The sequence below is a fragment of the Spirillospora sp. NBC_01491 genome, from assembly GCF_036227065.1.
Taxonomy (GTDB): Bacteria; Actinomycetota; Actinomycetes; order Streptosporangiales; family Streptosporangiaceae; genus Spirillospora; species Spirillospora xylanilytica.
Genome location: NZ_CP109432.1, coordinates 1,322,000 through 1,336,991, shown reverse-complemented (window position 1 = coordinate 1,336,991; position 14,992 = coordinate 1,322,000). Strand labels below are relative to the sequence as shown.

The following is a 14,992-nucleotide window of genomic DNA, read 5'->3' as shown; positions in this document are numbered from 1 at the left end:
TCCGAGGACCGAGAAGCTGGAGGTTCGCTGATGTCGAGGTTGCTGGTGATGCCCGCCGGACGCCGGGCGAAATGGATCGTCCTGGTGGGCTGGTTGGTGATTCTCATGGCGTCCGGGTCGTTCGCCGGCAAGCTCTTCCAGGCGGCCGACAACGACCGGATCGGATATCTGCCGAAGAGCGCCGAGTCGACCGCCGTGCTCCAGGCACAGGCGGCCTTCCCGCAGGGCCAGGTCATCCCGGCGATGATCATCTATAAGCGGGACGGCGGGCTCACCGCCGCCGACAGGCAGCACGCCTCCACCGATGCGCAGCGGCTCACCAAGGAGTTCGCGCCGCACGCCACCCCGCAGCAGCCCCAGGTGTCCAAGGACGGCAGGGCCGTCATCTACACCGTCCCGCTCGCCGCCACCGGCGACGAGAAGGAGGGCGACGTCATCCTCGACGCCGTCGACGGCATGCGCGACCGGCTGGGCGAGGGCGGCGGCGGCCTGGACATCAAGGTGGCCGGGCCCGCCGGGCTCGGCGCCGACGAGTTCCTGATCTTCCGGGACATGGAGTTCACCCTGCTGCTCGTCCCGGTCCTGGTGGTGGCCGTCCTGCTGCTGCTCATCTACCGCAGCCCGGTGCTGTTCCTGGTGCCGCTCTTCAGCGTCTTCGCCGCCAACCAGCTCGGCAGTGCGGTCGTGTACGGGCTGATCAAGGGGCCGGGCCTGACGGTCAACTCGATGGCCACCAGCGTGCTGAGCATCCTGATCTACGGTGCGGGGACCGACTACGCGCTGCTGCTGATCGCCCGATACCGGGAGGAACTGGCACGGCATGAGGACCGGCACGAGGCCATGCAGGTGGCGCTCCGCCGCTCCGGGGGCGCCATCGTCGCCTCGGCCGGCACGGTCGGGCTGGGCCTGCTCTGCCTGGCCGTCGCCGACCTGAACTCCACCCGCACGCTCGCCCCGATCGGCGTCCTGGCCGTCGGCTCCGCGGTGCTGGCCATGATGACGCTGCTGCCCGCGCTGCTCGTCATCTTCGGCCGCTGGATCTTCTGGCCGCGCGTTCCGCACGCCGGGGACGCCCCGCACGCCTCCCGGCTGTGGACGCGGGCCGGCGTCCTGGTCGGCTCCCGTCCCCGCGCGGTGTGGACGGTGACGGCGCTGGCGCTCGCCGCGGGCCTGCTCGGGCTGCTGTCGTTCAACGTCCCGCAGCAGACGAGCTTCACCGAGAAGCCCGACGCGGTCAAGGGCCAGGAGCTCATCTCGGCCCACTTCGCCGCCGGCGCTGGCAACCCGGTCGACGTGATCGCCAACGCCGGGCAGGCCGCCGCGGTCAGGCAGGCCGCCCTCGCGGCGGGCGCGACCTCGGCACAGGAGTCCGGCCGGGCCGGCGGCACGGTGCAGATGCAGGTCACGGTGGCGGCCGAGCCGGAGAGCGGGGCCGAGCGCGATGCGGTGAAGCGGCTTCGCGACCGCCTGCACGCGGTCCCGGGCGCGGACGCCAAGGTGGGCGGGCCCGCCGCGATCGAGGTGGACATGATCAGCACCATCCAGCGCGACTCGCTGCTGACCATCCCGCTCGTGCTGGTGGTCGTCCTCGTGGTGCTGTGCCTGCTGCTGCGCGCGTTCACCCTGTCGGTGCTGCTGATCGCGACGGTGGTGCTGTCGTTCGGCGCCGCGATGGGCATCTCGACGGCGGTCTTCGAGCACGTCTTCAACTGGACCGGCCAGGACGCCCAGCTCCCGCAGATCGCCTTCGTCTTCCTCGTCGCGCTCGGCGTCGACTACAACATCTTCCTGATGAGCCGGGTCCGCGAGGAGGCCAAGCGGCACGGGACCAGGCAGGGCACCATCAACGGCCTGGTGTCCACCGGTGGCGTCATCACCTCCGCGGGCATCGTGCTGGCCGCCACCTTCAGCGTCCTGGTGACCCTGCCCGTCGTCGGCTTCGCCGAGCAGGGCTTCGTCATCGCGCTGGGCGTACTGATCGACACCTTCATCGTGCGGTCCCTGCTCGTGCCGGCGCTGACGCACGATCTCGGCGACCGGCTGTGGTGGCCGAGCAGCCTGGCCCGCGGGCCGGGCGAGCGGTCCCGCGAGGCCGGGCGTGAGCCGGTATCCGAACAGAGGGGTTGATGACGGTGACGAGCGAAGCGGCCGCCCGCGGACGTGAGCGGAGCGGCGAGCCCGCCTGGACGGGGGAGCCGGGGGACACCTCCACGCTGCTCGGCCGCCCGGCCGTGGGCTACCTGGACGCCGCCGCAGACACGCTGGCCACGGTCAAGCGCGAGATCCTGCGCCGGCTGGCGCCCGCGCCCGGCCAGCGGATCCTGGACGTCGGCTGCGGCAACGGCACCGACGTGCTGGAACTCGCCGGGCGGGTCGTCCCGTCCGGTGAGGCGGTCGGCGTCGACGTCAACGAGCGGGCGATCGAGGAGGCCCGGGCCCGCGGCACCGGAACCGGCGTGCCCGCCTCGTTCATGACCGCCGGTGCGTACGCGCTGCCGTTCCCCGACGGCCGGTTCGACGGCGTCCGCGCCGAGCGGGTGGTCCAGCACCTGGCCGACCCGGCGGGGGCGATCGCCGAGATGGCGCGGGTGACCAGGCCCGGCGGGCGCGTCCTGGTCGCCGATCCCGACCACGGCATGTGGGCCCCCGACCTGGACGACCGGGAGGCCGCCCGCACCGTGCTGACCTGGTGGTTCGACAACATCCGCAACCCGTGGATCGGCCGCCGGCTGTCCGGCCTGCTGCGCGCGGCCGGGCTGGTGGAGGTGCAGGCGCGGCTCATGCCCGTCGTGCTGGACGGGATCGCCGCCGCCGACGGGCTCACCGGCTTCAGCGACGCGGTCCGGCGGGCCGGGGAGCTGGGCGTGCTCGCGCCCGAGCGCGCCCGCGCCCTGACCGGGAACATCGTCGAGCGGGAGGCCGATGGCGGGTTCCTGATGTACGGCGCGATGATCCTGGCCGAGGGCCGGAAGGGGGGCTGACCATGCCGGACGCGGAAGGGGCCGGCCGCTACGCCGCCGCCGTCGACGACGCGCTCGACCGGCTCGTGGACGTCGGGTTCGAGTTCGGGCCCGACTTCGCCGTGCACGCCCCGATGACGGCCGAGACGCTGGTCACCCTGGACCGTCCGGACGAGGTGCCGTCCTGGATCGAGCTCAACCTCCGGCGGCGCCGCTCCCACGACCCGCCCGCGCCGCTGGAGCCGATCCCCGACGACGACCCGGTGGCGCGGCGGGCCGCGCTGGGCGACTACCGCCGCGTCGCCGACTGGGTCGCCTACTTCGACCGCCGGCTCGCCGAGGGGCCGTGGCGGGACGTGGTCGTCGAGTGGTGGCCGGTGCTGCTGGACGGGGCGTTCGCCGCCTTCACCCACGGGCTGATCCGGACCGCGCACGCGGTGCGGATCCTGCGCACCGCGCCGAAGCCGAGCGGCCTCCAGCTCAACGAGCTGGCGCGCGGGCTGGCGTACTGGGCGGCGCGCTTCACGCCGGTCCACGGGTCCGGCGGGTCCGGCGGGTCCGGGGAGGTCCCGGTCACCATGGCCGCGCGGGTTCCGGTCGCGCGGGTTCCGGCCGCGCTGAGCGAGCTGACCGTGGTGAACGCCGGCCTGTACGCCGGGCTCGCCCCCCGCCCGCCGGTCCCGGCCGTCCACACGGTCACCGCGCCGGCCGCCGTCCGCCTCGTCCTGCCGATCCTGCCGGAGGAGATGTGGCCCGCCGCCTACGCGACCGCCGAGACGCTGGCCGCGCAGGTGTGGGCGGTGTCGCGCGGCTTCGCCGGGAGGGGCGTGCCCCTCCCGGAGGGCGAGCCGCCCGGGGTGGACCTGCTGGTCGAGGAGGCCGTCGAGATCGGCGAGGAGCACGCGATCAAGCTCGCCGAGGCGTGCCGGCGCGAGTACGCGCTGCGTCCCGACCCGCGGTATCTCGCCGCGGCGCACACCCTGAACGTCAACTGCCGGCACGAGGGAGGACTCTGATGGCGGCCAGGCCCGACATGACGATGATGCTGGTGACCCACAAGGCGTTCCGCCGCGATCTGGGCTACCTGTCCGACGCCGCCGGGCGGCTGGACGCCGGCGACGCGCGCGGGCGGCAGGCTGTGGACGTGGGCTGGCGCACCCTGAAGGCGATGCTGATCAGCCACCATGAGGGCGAGGACCGGCATATGTGGCCGCGGATGCGGGCCGGCCTGCACGGACGCCCGGACGATCTCGCCGTCCTGGACGCGATGGAGGCCGAGCACGACCGGATCGACCCGCTCGTGGCGGCGGTGGACGACGCGCTGGCCAGGCCCGGCGAGGACGACGCGCGGCCGGCCGAGGCCGCCGAGGAGTTCCGCGCCGAACTGGACCGGCACCTCGAGCACGAGGAAGGGGACGCGCTGCCCCTGGTCGGGGCCGCGATGTCGCCCGGCGACTGGGAACGGTGCCTGGCCGAGATGCGCGGCGGCGGGCTGGCGGCGCTGCGCAGCGCGCCGGAGTTCTTCCCCTGGCTGATCGGGGAGGCCGCCACCGCCGACCGGGCGGCCGTGCTGAGCCGGGTTCCGCCGCCCGTGCGGCTGCTCTTCCAGAAGGTGTGGCTGCCCCGTTACACGAGGCAGCCACGCTGGCTGTGAGCCGGGTGCGCGTCCCGCCGGTCAGCTACCGGCCGGCGGGGCCGCCGCCGGGGGGACCGGGGATGACGCCCAGCTGCATCATCATGCCGAGGTCGTCGCGGACCGCCCAGTGCTCGGCGATCCTGTCGCCGGCGAACCGGATCATGTGCAGCTGCCGTACCTCCACCCGCTTGCCGGTGCCGGGCATCCCGGAGCCGGGCAGCGGCCCCTCGTGGGTGCCCTTCATCGTCAGCCGGAACGCCACGTAGTCGCCCTCGGCGATGACCTGCCCGATGTCGTAGTCCAGGTCGGGGAAGGCCCGGAGGGCCTGCTCGGCCACCGCGAGCACCCGCGCCGGCCCCCGCTCGGGTGCCCCGCTGTTGTCGGTGTAATCGGCGGTGTAGGTCTCGTTCGCCAGCTCCGGTCCGGCCTTTCCCCGGAGAATGTCGAGCGATTTTACAAGGATTTCCTTGTTTCTTTTCTCGCGACTTTGCGCTGCCACTGCTCCTCCATTCACGGAAGCTTTCTCCGACATTATCCAAAGAAAAGCTAAACGACTCTCCGGTTTATTGTCAAGGTGTCGGGAAGGCGGCCTTTCCCGCGCTTAGCCGCGAATTAACCGGGGCTCGCGACACTGGGACGCGCGGCCCGCACGGGGCCCGAGCGTCACAGGAGGGCGAGCATGGCCGAACGGTGGACCCCGGCCGACATCCCGGACCTGTCAGGGCGCACGGCGATCGTCACCGGCGCCAACAAGAACCTTGGCTTCCACACCGCGCTCGAACTGGCCCGGCACGGCGCGGACGTCACCCTGGCATGCCGCCGCCGGGAGCGCGGGGAACGGGCGCTGACCGAGCTGAGGCGGCGCGCACCGGACGCGTCCGTCCGGCTGGGACTGCTCGACCTGGCCGACCTGTCGTCGGTCGAGCGGTTCGCCAAGGAATACGCGGCCGAGCACACCGGGCTGGACATTCTGATCAACAACGCCGGCGTGCTGGGCATCCCCAGGCTGCTCACCGCCGACGGCCACGAGATGCAGTTCGGCGTCAACTACCTCGGTCACTTCGCGCTGACCGGACGGCTGCTGCCGCTGCTCAAGGCGCGTCCCGGCGCCCGGGTGGTGAGCCTCGGCACCTGGATCGTGAAAATGATGGGGAGGATCGACCTGGACGATCTGCAGAGCGAGCGCGCGTACGACAAGTTCAACGCCTACAACCAGGCCAAGCTGGCCAATCTGGTGTTCACCCGGGAACTGGCCCGCCGGTACGCCGGCCACGGGCCGGCCGGCGTCGCCGCGCATCCCGGCTTCGCGGCCAGCGACCTCCAGTACACCGGCCCCCGGATGGAGGGCAGCCGGTTCCAGGAGGCGTTCTTCAAGATCCCCACCCGGCTGTTCGCCAAGCCGACGGCGGCCGGGGCCTGGCCGTCGCTCTACGCCGCGTGCGCGCCCGGAGTGGAGCCGGGCGGCTGCTACGCGCCCACCGGCCTCGGGGAGATCTGGGGTCCGATCGGACGGGTGAGGACGCCCGCCAAGATCGCAGATCCCGGGCTCGGGCCGCGGCTGTGGGACATCTCGGAACGGCTGGCCGGCGTGTCGTACGAGGCGCCGGTGCCCGAGACGAAGGAGGGCTGACCATGGCGGACAACGCACCGGCCGTGCCGGCGGCCGAGGACCTGCGGGGCCGGGTGGCGCTGGTCACCGGCGCGAGCAGCGGGATCGGCGCGGCCACGGCCCGCACCCTCGCCGCCCGCGGCGCGGCCGTCGCGGTCAACTACCACCGCGGCGAGACCCCGGCCAAGGAGGTGGTGGCGGCGATCGAGGCGGGCGGCGGCCGCGCGCTGGCCCTGCAAGCCGACGTGACCGACCGCGACCAGGTCCGGAAGCTGGTCGAGCGCGCGCAGACGGAGCTGGGCCCGGTCGACGTGCTGGTCGCCAACGCCACCGGCCTGTACGGGTTCGAGGTGAAGGTGGCCCCGTTCACCTCGACCTCGGTGGAGTACTGCGAGTGGATCGTGCAGCGGCAGCTCCGGGCCCTGCTCAACCCCGTCGACCTGGTGCTGCCCGGGATGCTCGACCGCGGCCACGGCGCGGTCGTGGCGGTCGGCGCGGCGCTGTCGCGCTCGCCCGCGCCCGGGTTCCTGCCGCTCAGCATGGCGAAGGCGGCGCTGGAGTCGGCGGTGAAGGTGCTCGCCCAGGAGGCCGGCCCGTACGGCGTGCGGGTCAACGGGGTGGGACCGGGGCTGATCCTCACCCGGGTCGCCGACGGGCTGCCCGAGCAGGCGCTGCGTGCCAACGCGCAGCGCGCGGCCATGCGCCGCAACGGGGTACCGCAGGACGTCGCGGAGGTGATCGCGTTCCTGGCCACCGAACCCTCCGGCTACCTCACCGGAAGTTACCTGATCATCGACGGCGGCACCGCGATGGTGTGACCGGGAGGCGACGAACGTGACACGACAGGCGAAGGACCACCTCAAGGAGACCGAGTGCGATGTCCTGATCATCGGATCGGGCATCGCCGGATCCATGCTCGGGGCCATCCTGGCGGGCAACGGCGCGAGCGTGGTGCTGGTGGACGGCGTCCAGCACCCGCGGTTCGTGGTCGGCGAGTCGACCATCCCGCACTACCTGGTGCGGCTCAACATGCTCGCGTCCCGCTACCGGATCCCCGAGATCACCACGCTGGAGAGCCTCAACGCGGTCGACAAGAAGATCGGCAGCACGTTCGGCATCAAACGGCACTTCGCGTTCGTGTCGCACCGGCCGGGCGAGGAGCCCGACCCGGGTGAGACGATCCTGGCCGGGGTGCCCAAGGTGCTGTACAAGGCCACCCACATCTTCCGGCAGGACAGCGACGCCTACATGTTCCACGTCGCGGTCAAGTACGGCTGCGAGCCGCGGCAGAACTGGCGGGTCGCCGACCTGGACCTGGCCGAGGACGCGGTGACCGTCACCGGGCAGAACGGTGAGCGCATCCGCGCCCGCTACCTGGTGGACGCCAGCGGCTTCCGCTCCCCGGTGGCCGACAAGCTCGACCTGCGCGAGAGCCCGACGCGGCTGAAGACGCACACCCGCTCGATCTTCACGCACATGTCGAACGTGCCGCCGTTCGACCACATGGTGGACTGGCCGCGGGAGGACCGGCCGCCGCTGCGCTGGCACGAGGGCACCCTGCACCACACCTTCGAGGGCGGCTTCTTCTGGATCATCCCGTTCGACAACCACCGCAAGTCGACCAACCCGCTGTGCAGCGTGGGCCTCGTGCTGGACACCCGCGTCCATCCCAAGCCCGAGGACATGACGCCGGAGGAGGAATTCTACTCCTACGTGGAGAGGTTCCCGGCGGTGGCACGGCACTTCCGGGGCGCGCGGCGGGTGCGCGAGTGGGTGTCCACCGGGCGGGTCCAGTACTCGTCCAAGAAGACCGTCGGGCACCGGTGGTGCATGATGTCGCACGCCGCCGGGTTCATCGACCCGCTCTTCTCCCGCGGCATGTCCAACACCGTCGAGGTCATCGACGCGGTGGCGTGGCGGGTCCTGGACTCGTTGAAGGACGACGACTTCTCCGAGGAGCGCTACGCCTTCGTGGAGCGGCTCCAGCAGGGCCTGCTGGACTACAACGACGACCTCTGCAACGTGTCCTTCCTGGCCTTCCCGCACTTCAAGCTGTGGGACGCCATCTTCCGGATCTGGGGCTTCTCGTCCAACTACGGCGCGATGCGGCTGAGCCGCGCGCAGCTCCAGTACAACCTGAGCGGCGACGACCAGATCTACAAGGACCTGGAGGAGGCGCCCAACGCCGGGTTCTGGTGGCCGGACAACGCCGAGACCAAGGCCATGTGGGACGTGATGGTGGAGACGGTCGAGAAGTTCGAGATCGGCGAGATCTCGGCGGACGACGCCGCCCACCGGATCCTGCGCATGGTGCTGGAGTCGGACCTCCCGCCGGCCGCCTTCGGCTACAAGGACCCCGACAACCACAACCTGCACCCCACGACCCGGGACCTGGCCAAGTTCATGTACTGGGCGATCCGCAGCGGACCGCCCGGGGCCCGCGAGCTGGCGGCGGGCACCCTCCAGGCCATCGGCCGGGCCGCGCTCCGCCGCAAGAAGATCGCCTGACCTCCGGGCCGCGCCGTCGCCGCGGCCCGGACCGATCGCCGGAAGCCGAACCATGACACGGAGGTGACGGTCATGACGCACACACCGGGAAAGCTCGTCTGGCGCGACGAGGTGCCACCGGTCCGGTGGCAGGGCGAGGAGGGCCGGTTCCTGCTGCGTGCCGAGGACACGGGCGGCCTGTACTCGTTCTTCGAGGTCACCACGTCCCCGGGCGGCGGCCCGCCGCTGCACGTCCACTCGGGAGAGGACGAGGCCTTCTACGTCGTCGAGGGCCGGTACGCCATCCGGCTCGGCGACGAGGAGCACGAGGTCTCCGCCGGCGGCCTCGTGTACGGGCCGCGCGGCGTCCCGCACAAGTTCCGCAACATCTCCGGTGGCTCCAGCAGGCTGCTGGTCGTCGCCACGCCCGGCGGGGTGGAGGGCTTCTTCGAGGGCCTCAGCGAGCTGATGGGGGGCGGCGGGCCGCCGCCCCCCGCCGCGATGATCGACCTGGCCGACCGCTTCCACGTGGAAGGGCTGGAACCGGTCGGCCCGCCGCCCGGTGCCGGACGTCCCGGTGCCGGACGTCCCGCGGGGGGCCCGGCGGCGGCCCGCCCGGCCGCCTCGTGAGCGCCGGCGAGGCGGGCAGGGAGCTGGCCCGGCGCTGGCTCGTGGAGGGCTGGTGCGGCGGCGACCTCGATCTGGCCGACCGGATCTTCGCCCCCGATCTCGTGCTCCGCGGCCGGCGCGTCGGGCCGGCCGGCCCGCGCGACGCCGCCCGGCGGATCCGCGCCTCGTTCGCCGGCATGACCGTGGACGTGGGCCTCCAGGTGGCCGAGGGGGAGCGGGTCGTCACGTACTTCACCGCCCGGGGCCGGCATGTCGCCGGGTACCGGGGCATCCCCCCGACCGGGCGGACCGCGTCCGCCTCCGGCATCCAGATCTGGACGTTCCGCGACGGCCTGGTCGTGGCGGACGTGAACGTGTTCGACGAGTGGGGCCTGGTCTCCCAGCTCCGCTGACCACGGCGACTCCGCCACCACGGAGAACCCTCCCGGCACGGCACCACGGAACCGGGCCCGCCTCCCACGGAGACGGGCCCGGTTCGCCGCGTCGTCACTCGGGCTTGTGCCCGATGACGACGGTGTGGCCGTCGTAGTCCTGGAGGGCGATGGTCTCGACGCCGCCGAAGCCGGCGTCCTTCATCCACTCCACGCACTCGGCGGCCGAGTAGCCCGAGCCGCCGACGCTCAGCGTCATGGCCAGGCTGAGCAGCAGCGGGTTCAGCCGGCCGCGCCGGTCGTCGAACATCAGGTCGTAGACCATGAAGGCGCCGCCCGGCCGGACCGCCTCGAACGCCTTGCCGATGACCGTGCGGCGCTGCTCGGTGTTCCAGTTGTGCAGCGCGTGCCCGCAGAGCAGGGTCTGCCCCTCCGGCAGCGGATCGGCGAACCAGTCGCCGCCCTGGTAGCGGGCGCGGTCCGCCACGCCGAGCTGCTCCATGTGCTCGTCGAACAGCGGGCGCAGCGGCGGCATGTCGAACACCGTGCCGGTCAGGTGCGGGTGGGCCTCCAGCAGAATGCCGGCGACGTTCCCGCGGGCTCCGCCCAGGTCGACGACGTCGGTCCGGCCGCTCCAGTCGATCCGGCGGGACAGCTCCCAGGCCAGCTCGCTGCTCAGCGCGTCCTGCGCCTCGATGAACATGCGCTGGAGCTGCGGGTCGGCGTAGGTCTGCTCGAAGAACTCCCCGCCCTCGCCCTGCGGCGCGTCCCCCTGCGGCGGATGCGGGATCTGCGGCTTGCCGGTGCGCATCACCTCGGCGAGCCCCTCCCAGGTCGGCCGCATGAACCGGTCGACGAACCCCAGGTAGGTGCCCATGAAGTAGCGCCTGCCGGGGACGAGGTAGTAGTCCGCCTCGGGGCTGTTGCGGTACCCGTCACTGTCGCGCTCGAGCATGCCCATGGCGACGAGCGCGTCCAGGAACTCGGGCAGCGCCGGCGACGTCAGGCCGAGCTCGGAGGCCAGCCGCGCGGCGGTGGCCGGGCTCTCGGCCAGCCGCGCGAACACACCGAGCTCCGACGCGCTGACCAGCATCTTCGAGTGCCAGAACGCGGTGCTCAGCTCGTAGATCTTCGCGGGCGCGAACGGCGGCGCGCCCGCGGGGGTGGTCTCTGTGGGTGCGGTCATCGTGCCATCTCCTCATCTGGGCCCCGCCTACTCGCGCCAGGCGGACCACCATGCGTGGTCGGTGTCGAGGGAGTGGTAGCCGCCGGCGTAGTACACCAGCGGCTGGTCGAGCTCGCCCGCGTCCATCTCGACCACGGCGACCCGTCCGATGATCACGTCGTGGTCGCCGGCGGGCCGCAGCTCCGGCTCGACGCACTCCAGGGTGGCCAGGGCGCGCGGCAGCAGCGGGACGCCGGTCCGCCCGGCCCGCGGACGCAATCCCGCGAACCGGTCGAGTCCCGGGCCGGCGAACCGCCGCGACTCGGCGGTCTGGCCGTCCCGCAGGATGTTCACCCCGAACGCCGCCGCCCCGGCGAACACCGGATACAGGCTGGACCGGCGGCTCGCGCAGAACAGCACCAGCGGAGGGGCGAGCGACACCGAGGTGAAGGAGTTCACCGTCATCCCGACGGGCCTGCCCGCCGGGCTCGTCGCGGTGACGACGGCGACTCCGGTGGTGAACCTGCCCAGCGCCGCGCGGAGCCGGTGCGTGTCGGCGGGATCCGTCGTTGGCGAGTCAGGGGTTCGCATGTGCCTCCCCGTCCGGGGATCGGTGCCGGGGTGTCCCGCACACGTTCCCGCGGGGTGCTCGAGGACCGCTCGGGACGTCCTCAAGCGCGGCGGTCCGTCCGCCGCCGGACGGGCCGCCGCTTCCAGCGCTTCTGCAGCGGGGGTCAAGCGGCGACCCCGACGCTCGACGTGGTGATATCCGCCAGCCTGCCCGTCACCCGGGCCGGCCGCAGGGAGGAGCGTCCATGCACCGAACGCTGATCGTGGCTCGGATGGAGCCGGGACAGGCGGACGCGGTGGCCCGCCTGTTCGCCGAGTCCGACTCGACCGAACTGCCGCACCTGATCGGGGTGTCGCGCCGCACCCTCTTCCGCTTCCACGACCTGTACTTCCACATGGTCGAGGCGGACGGCGACATCACCCCGAACCTGTACAAGGCCCGGAGCAACCCGCTCTACAGCGACCTGAGCGACCGGCTCACCGCGCACGTCCGGCCCTACGACCCGAACTGGAAGGAGCCGAAGGACGCGATGGCCGAACCCTTCTACATCTGGACCCCCGACGACGGCGTCCAGCTCACCCGGTGACGTCCCGCCGGTTCCCTGCTCGCTTCCCAGGCCAAGGAGTCGCCACCGTGTCCACACCGAGAATCCGGAAAGTGACGGCGCAGGACGTCGTCCCCAACCGCCGGCGGGGCGGGGACATCCGCGTCCTGCTCAGCCCCAGGACCGTGAAGTCCACCTCGGGGTTCATGGGCGAGCTGACGCTCGAACCCGGAGAGTTCGTCTCCGAGCACCGGCACCCGTACTCGGAGGAGTTCCTCTACGTCGTCCGCGGCTCGGTGCTGATGCGGGTCGAGGGCGAGGCGGTGCGCCTCGGCCCCGGCGACTCGCTGATGGTGCCGATCAACGACCGGCACCGTCTGGAGAACGACGGCGCCGAGCAGGCGTTCGCGGTCTTCCACCTCAGCCCGCTGGCGCCGCGGCCGGAGCTCGGCCACGTCGACCTCGAACCGCTGCCGAACGCCGGCGAGGCCGCGCCGAAGGTCGGGTGACCCATGACCTCCGCACGCTCAGCCGCGATCACCGGGATCGGGGTGGTGGCCCCGGGCGGCATCGGCACCAAGGCGTTCTGGGAGATGCTCACCGCGGGCCGGACCGCCACCCGGGCCATCACGCTGTTCGACCCGTCCGGATTCCGGTCGCGGATCGCCGCCGAGTGCGACTTCGATCCCGCCGCCTGGGGCCTGACGCCCCAGGAGGTCCGGCGGATGGACCGCGCCGCCCAGCTCGCCTCGGTCGCCGCCGACGAGGCCGTCGCCGACAGCGGGCTGGTGACCGGTGCGCTGCGGCCGGACCGCGTCGGGGTCAGCCTCGGCAGCGCGGTCGGCTGCACGATGGGGTTGGAGGAGGAGTACATCGTCCTCAGCGACGGCGGCCGGCAGTGGCTGGTCGACCACCACTACGGGGTGCCGCAGCTGTACGGCTACATGGTGCCCAGCACGCTGGCGGTCGAGGTGGCCTGGCGGGTCGGCGCGGAGGGTCCGGTGGCGCTGATCTCCACCGGCTGCACCTCCGGGCTGGACGCCGTCGCGCACGGCGCCCAGCTCATCCGGGAGGGCACCGCCGACGTGGTGATCGCCGGGGCCACCGACGCGCCCATCTCGCCGATCACCTCGGCCTGCTTCGACGCGATCAAGGCGACGTCCCCCAACAACGACGACCCCGCGCACGCGTCGCGGCCGTTCGACCGCGACCGGGACGGGTTCGTGCTCGGCGAGGGCTCGGCGGTGTTCGTACTGGAGGAGGCGTCGGCGGCGCACCGCCGCGGCGCCCACGTCTACGCCGAGGTCGCCGGGGTCGCCGGCCGGAGCAACGCCCACCACATGACCGGCCTGAAACCCGACGGCCGGGAGATGGCCGAGGCGATCACGGTCGCCATGCGGCAGGCGCGGCTGGGTCCGGGCGACATCGACTACATCAACGCGCACGGGTCGGGCACCAAGCAGAACGACCGGCACGAGACGGCCGCGTTCAAGCGGAGCCTCGGGCAGCGGGCCTACGAGGTGCCGGTCAGCTCGGTCAAGTCGATGGTCGGGCACTCGCTCGGCGCCATCGGCTCGATCGAGGTGGCGGCCAGCGCGCTGGCGATCGAGCACGACGTGGTGCCGCCGACCGCCAACCTGTGCACGCCCGACCCCGAGTGCGACCTGGACTACGTGCCGCGCACGGCGCGCGACCACCGCACCGACGTCGTGCTCAGCGTGGGCAGCGGCTTCGGCGGCTTCCAGACCGCCATGCTCCTCGCCCGCCCGGGGAGCACCGGATGACCGCCGCCGTCGTCACCGGCGTCGGCGCGGTCACGCCGCACGGCGTCGGTGTCGAGGCGTACTGGCGGGGGACGCTGGCCGGCCGGTCCGCGATCCGTCCCCTCACCCGGTTCGACCCGGAGTCGTATCCGGTGCGGCTCGCGGGGGAGGTGCCGGGCTTCTCCGCCGCCGAGCACGTGCCCAGCCGGATCATCCCGCAGACCGATCACTGGACGCACCTGGGCCTGGCCGCCGCGGCCATGGCGCTGGAGGACTCGGGGATCGATCCCGGGCGGATGCCCGAGTACGAGATGGCCGTGGTGACGGCCAGCTCGTCGGGCGGCACCGAGTTCGGGCAGCACGAGATGGTCAACCTCTGGGGCCGGGGCCCGGGGTTCGTCGGCGCCTACCAGTCCATCGCCTGGTTCTACGCGGCGACGACCGGCCAGATCTCCATCCGGCACGGCATGCGCGGCCCCTGCGGGGTGATCGCGACCGAGCAGGCGGGCGGGCTGGACGCGGTGGCGCAGTCACGGCGGCTGCTGCGCGACGGCACCCGGATGGTGGTCAGCGGCGGGACCGACGCGTCGCTCTGCCCGTACGGCCTGGTCGCGCAGATCAGCAACCGGGCGCTGAGCGACCGGGCCGACCCCGAGCGGGCGTACCTGCCGTTCGACGCCGAGGCGTGCGGCTACGTGCCGGGGGAGGGAGGCGCGCTGCTGATCGTCGAGGACGGCGCGCACGCCCGGGACCGGGGCGCCGGGCGGATCTACGGGGAGATCGCCGGCTACGGCGCGACGTTCGACCCGCCGCCCGGCTCGGACCGGCCGCCCACGCTGCGGCGGTCGATCGAGACGGCGCTCGGCGACGCCGGGATCGCGCCGGGCGAGGTGGACGTGGTCTTCGCCGACGCCATGGGCCTGCCGGAGCCGGACCAGGCGGAGGCCGACGCGCTCACGGCGGTCTTCGGGCCGCGCGGGGTGCCCGTCACCGCGCCGAAGACCCTGACGGGACGGCTCTACGCCGGCGGGGCCGCGCTGGACCTGCTGGCGGCCCTGCTGTCGATCCGCGACTCGGTGATCCCGCCGACCGTGCGGGTGGGCGGCCCGGTGGCGGACGGGCTCGACCTGGTGCTGGACGGCCCCCGTCCGGCGCGGGTGCGCAACGCGCTGGTCGTCGCCCGCGGATACGGCGGGTTCAACGCGGCGCTGGTCGCCCGCGCGCCCGGCTAGACGGCGCCGGGCCCGGCATGGAAG

16 protein-coding genes are annotated in these 14,992 nt (G+C 72.9%); 13 read left to right on the top strand and 3 right to left on the bottom strand.

All coding sequences use genetic code 11. From position 1 onward, the window contains the following. Positions 1 to 30 precede the first annotated feature (30 nt). The 4 genes from OHA34_RS06410 to OHA34_RS06395 are packed head-to-tail and all read left to right on the top strand — an operon-like array spanning position 31 to position 4,614. Complete coding sequence (locus OHA34_RS06410; RefSeq protein WP_285940179.1) at positions 31 to 2,127, top strand: MMPL family transporter; 2,097 nt, start codon at positions 31 to 33, stop codon at positions 2,125 to 2,127. A gap of 5 nt (positions 2,128 to 2,132) precedes the next feature. Continuing rightward, on the top strand, positions 2,133 to 2,981 hold the full coding sequence (locus OHA34_RS06405) for a methyltransferase domain-containing protein (protein ID WP_285940178.1): 849 nt from the start codon (positions 2,133 to 2,135) through the stop codon (positions 2,979 to 2,981). Between the two features lie 2 nt (positions 2,982 to 2,983). Beyond that, entirely contained in the window at positions 2,984 to 3,976 is a 993-nt protein-coding gene (locus OHA34_RS06400) for a hypothetical protein (protein WP_329520967.1), read from the top strand. Then, entirely contained in the window at positions 3,976 to 4,614 is a 639-nt protein-coding gene (locus OHA34_RS06395) for a hemerythrin domain-containing protein (protein WP_285940176.1), read from the top strand. Before OHA34_RS06400 ends, OHA34_RS06395 begins: the two co-directional genes overlap by 1 nt. Before the next feature lie 25 nt (positions 4,615 to 4,639). On the opposite strand, the gene OHA34_RS06390 is transcribed toward OHA34_RS06395, so the two are convergent. Further along, the gene (locus tag OHA34_RS06390) at positions 4,640 to 5,095 is read right to left on the bottom strand and encodes an ester cyclase (protein WP_329520966.1); all 456 of its coding nucleotides are present in this window, start codon (positions 5,093 to 5,095) and stop codon (positions 4,640 to 4,642) included. 180 nt (positions 5,096 to 5,275) lie between these two features. On the opposite strand from OHA34_RS06390, the gene OHA34_RS06385 reads away from it, so the two are divergent. From OHA34_RS06385 to OHA34_RS06365, 5 genes are all read left to right on the top strand, one after another. Continuing rightward, positions 5,276 to 6,226 (top strand): oxidoreductase, encoded by a 951-nt coding sequence (locus OHA34_RS06385; protein WP_285940174.1) that lies wholly within the window; start codon positions 5,276 to 5,278, stop codon positions 6,224 to 6,226. 2 nt (positions 6,227 to 6,228) lie between these two features. After that, complete coding sequence (locus OHA34_RS06380) at positions 6,229 to 7,023, top strand: SDR family NAD(P)-dependent oxidoreductase (RefSeq protein ID WP_329520965.1); 795 nt, start codon at positions 6,229 to 6,231, stop codon at positions 7,021 to 7,023. Between the two features lie 16 nt (positions 7,024 to 7,039). Beyond that, complete coding sequence (locus tag OHA34_RS06375; protein ID WP_329520964.1) at positions 7,040 to 8,713, top strand: NAD(P)/FAD-dependent oxidoreductase; 1,674 nt, start codon at positions 7,040 to 7,042, stop codon at positions 8,711 to 8,713. 72 nt (positions 8,714 to 8,785) lie between these two features. Then, positions 8,786 to 9,322 (top strand): cupin domain-containing protein, encoded by a 537-nt coding sequence (locus OHA34_RS06370; protein ID WP_285940171.1) that lies wholly within the window; start codon positions 8,786 to 8,788, stop codon positions 9,320 to 9,322. Continuing rightward, complete coding sequence (locus OHA34_RS06365) at positions 9,319 to 9,714, top strand: ester cyclase (protein ID WP_285940170.1); 396 nt, start codon at positions 9,319 to 9,321, stop codon at positions 9,712 to 9,714. Before OHA34_RS06370 ends, OHA34_RS06365 begins: the two co-directional genes overlap by 4 nt. A gap of 94 nt (positions 9,715 to 9,808) precedes the next feature. On the opposite strand, the gene OHA34_RS06360 is transcribed toward OHA34_RS06365, so the two are convergent. Both OHA34_RS06360 and OHA34_RS06355 read right to left on the bottom strand, forming a co-directional pair. Next, entirely contained in the window at positions 9,809 to 10,879 is a 1,071-nt protein-coding gene (locus OHA34_RS06360) for a methyltransferase (protein ID WP_285940169.1), read from the bottom strand. Positions 10,880 to 10,906: 27 nt separating this feature from the next. Further along, entirely contained in the window at positions 10,907 to 11,449 is a 543-nt protein-coding gene (locus OHA34_RS06355) for a flavin reductase family protein (protein ID WP_285940168.1), read from the bottom strand. Between the two features lie 224 nt (positions 11,450 to 11,673). Between OHA34_RS06355 and OHA34_RS06350 the strand changes: the two genes are divergently transcribed. From OHA34_RS06350 to OHA34_RS06335, 4 genes are all read left to right on the top strand, one after another. Further along, on the top strand, positions 11,674 to 12,015 hold the full coding sequence (locus OHA34_RS06350) for a TcmI family type II polyketide cyclase (RefSeq protein ID WP_285940167.1): 342 nt from the start codon (positions 11,674 to 11,676) through the stop codon (positions 12,013 to 12,015). 71 nt (positions 12,016 to 12,086) lie between these two features. Beyond that, positions 12,087 to 12,482, top strand: coding sequence for a cupin domain-containing protein (locus OHA34_RS06345; RefSeq protein WP_285940166.1), 396 nt, complete (start codon positions 12,087 to 12,089; stop codon positions 12,480 to 12,482). A 3-nt stretch (positions 12,483 to 12,485) separates the two neighbouring features. Then, positions 12,486 to 13,757 (top strand): beta-ketoacyl-[acyl-carrier-protein] synthase family protein, encoded by a 1,272-nt coding sequence (locus tag OHA34_RS06340; protein WP_285940165.1) that lies wholly within the window; start codon positions 12,486 to 12,488, stop codon positions 13,755 to 13,757. After that, entirely contained in the window at positions 13,754 to 14,968 is a 1,215-nt protein-coding gene (locus OHA34_RS06335) for a ketosynthase chain-length factor (RefSeq protein WP_329520963.1), read from the top strand. The genes OHA34_RS06340 and OHA34_RS06335 overlap by 4 nt, the downstream gene beginning before the upstream one ends. Positions 14,969 to 14,992 lie beyond the last annotated feature (24 nt).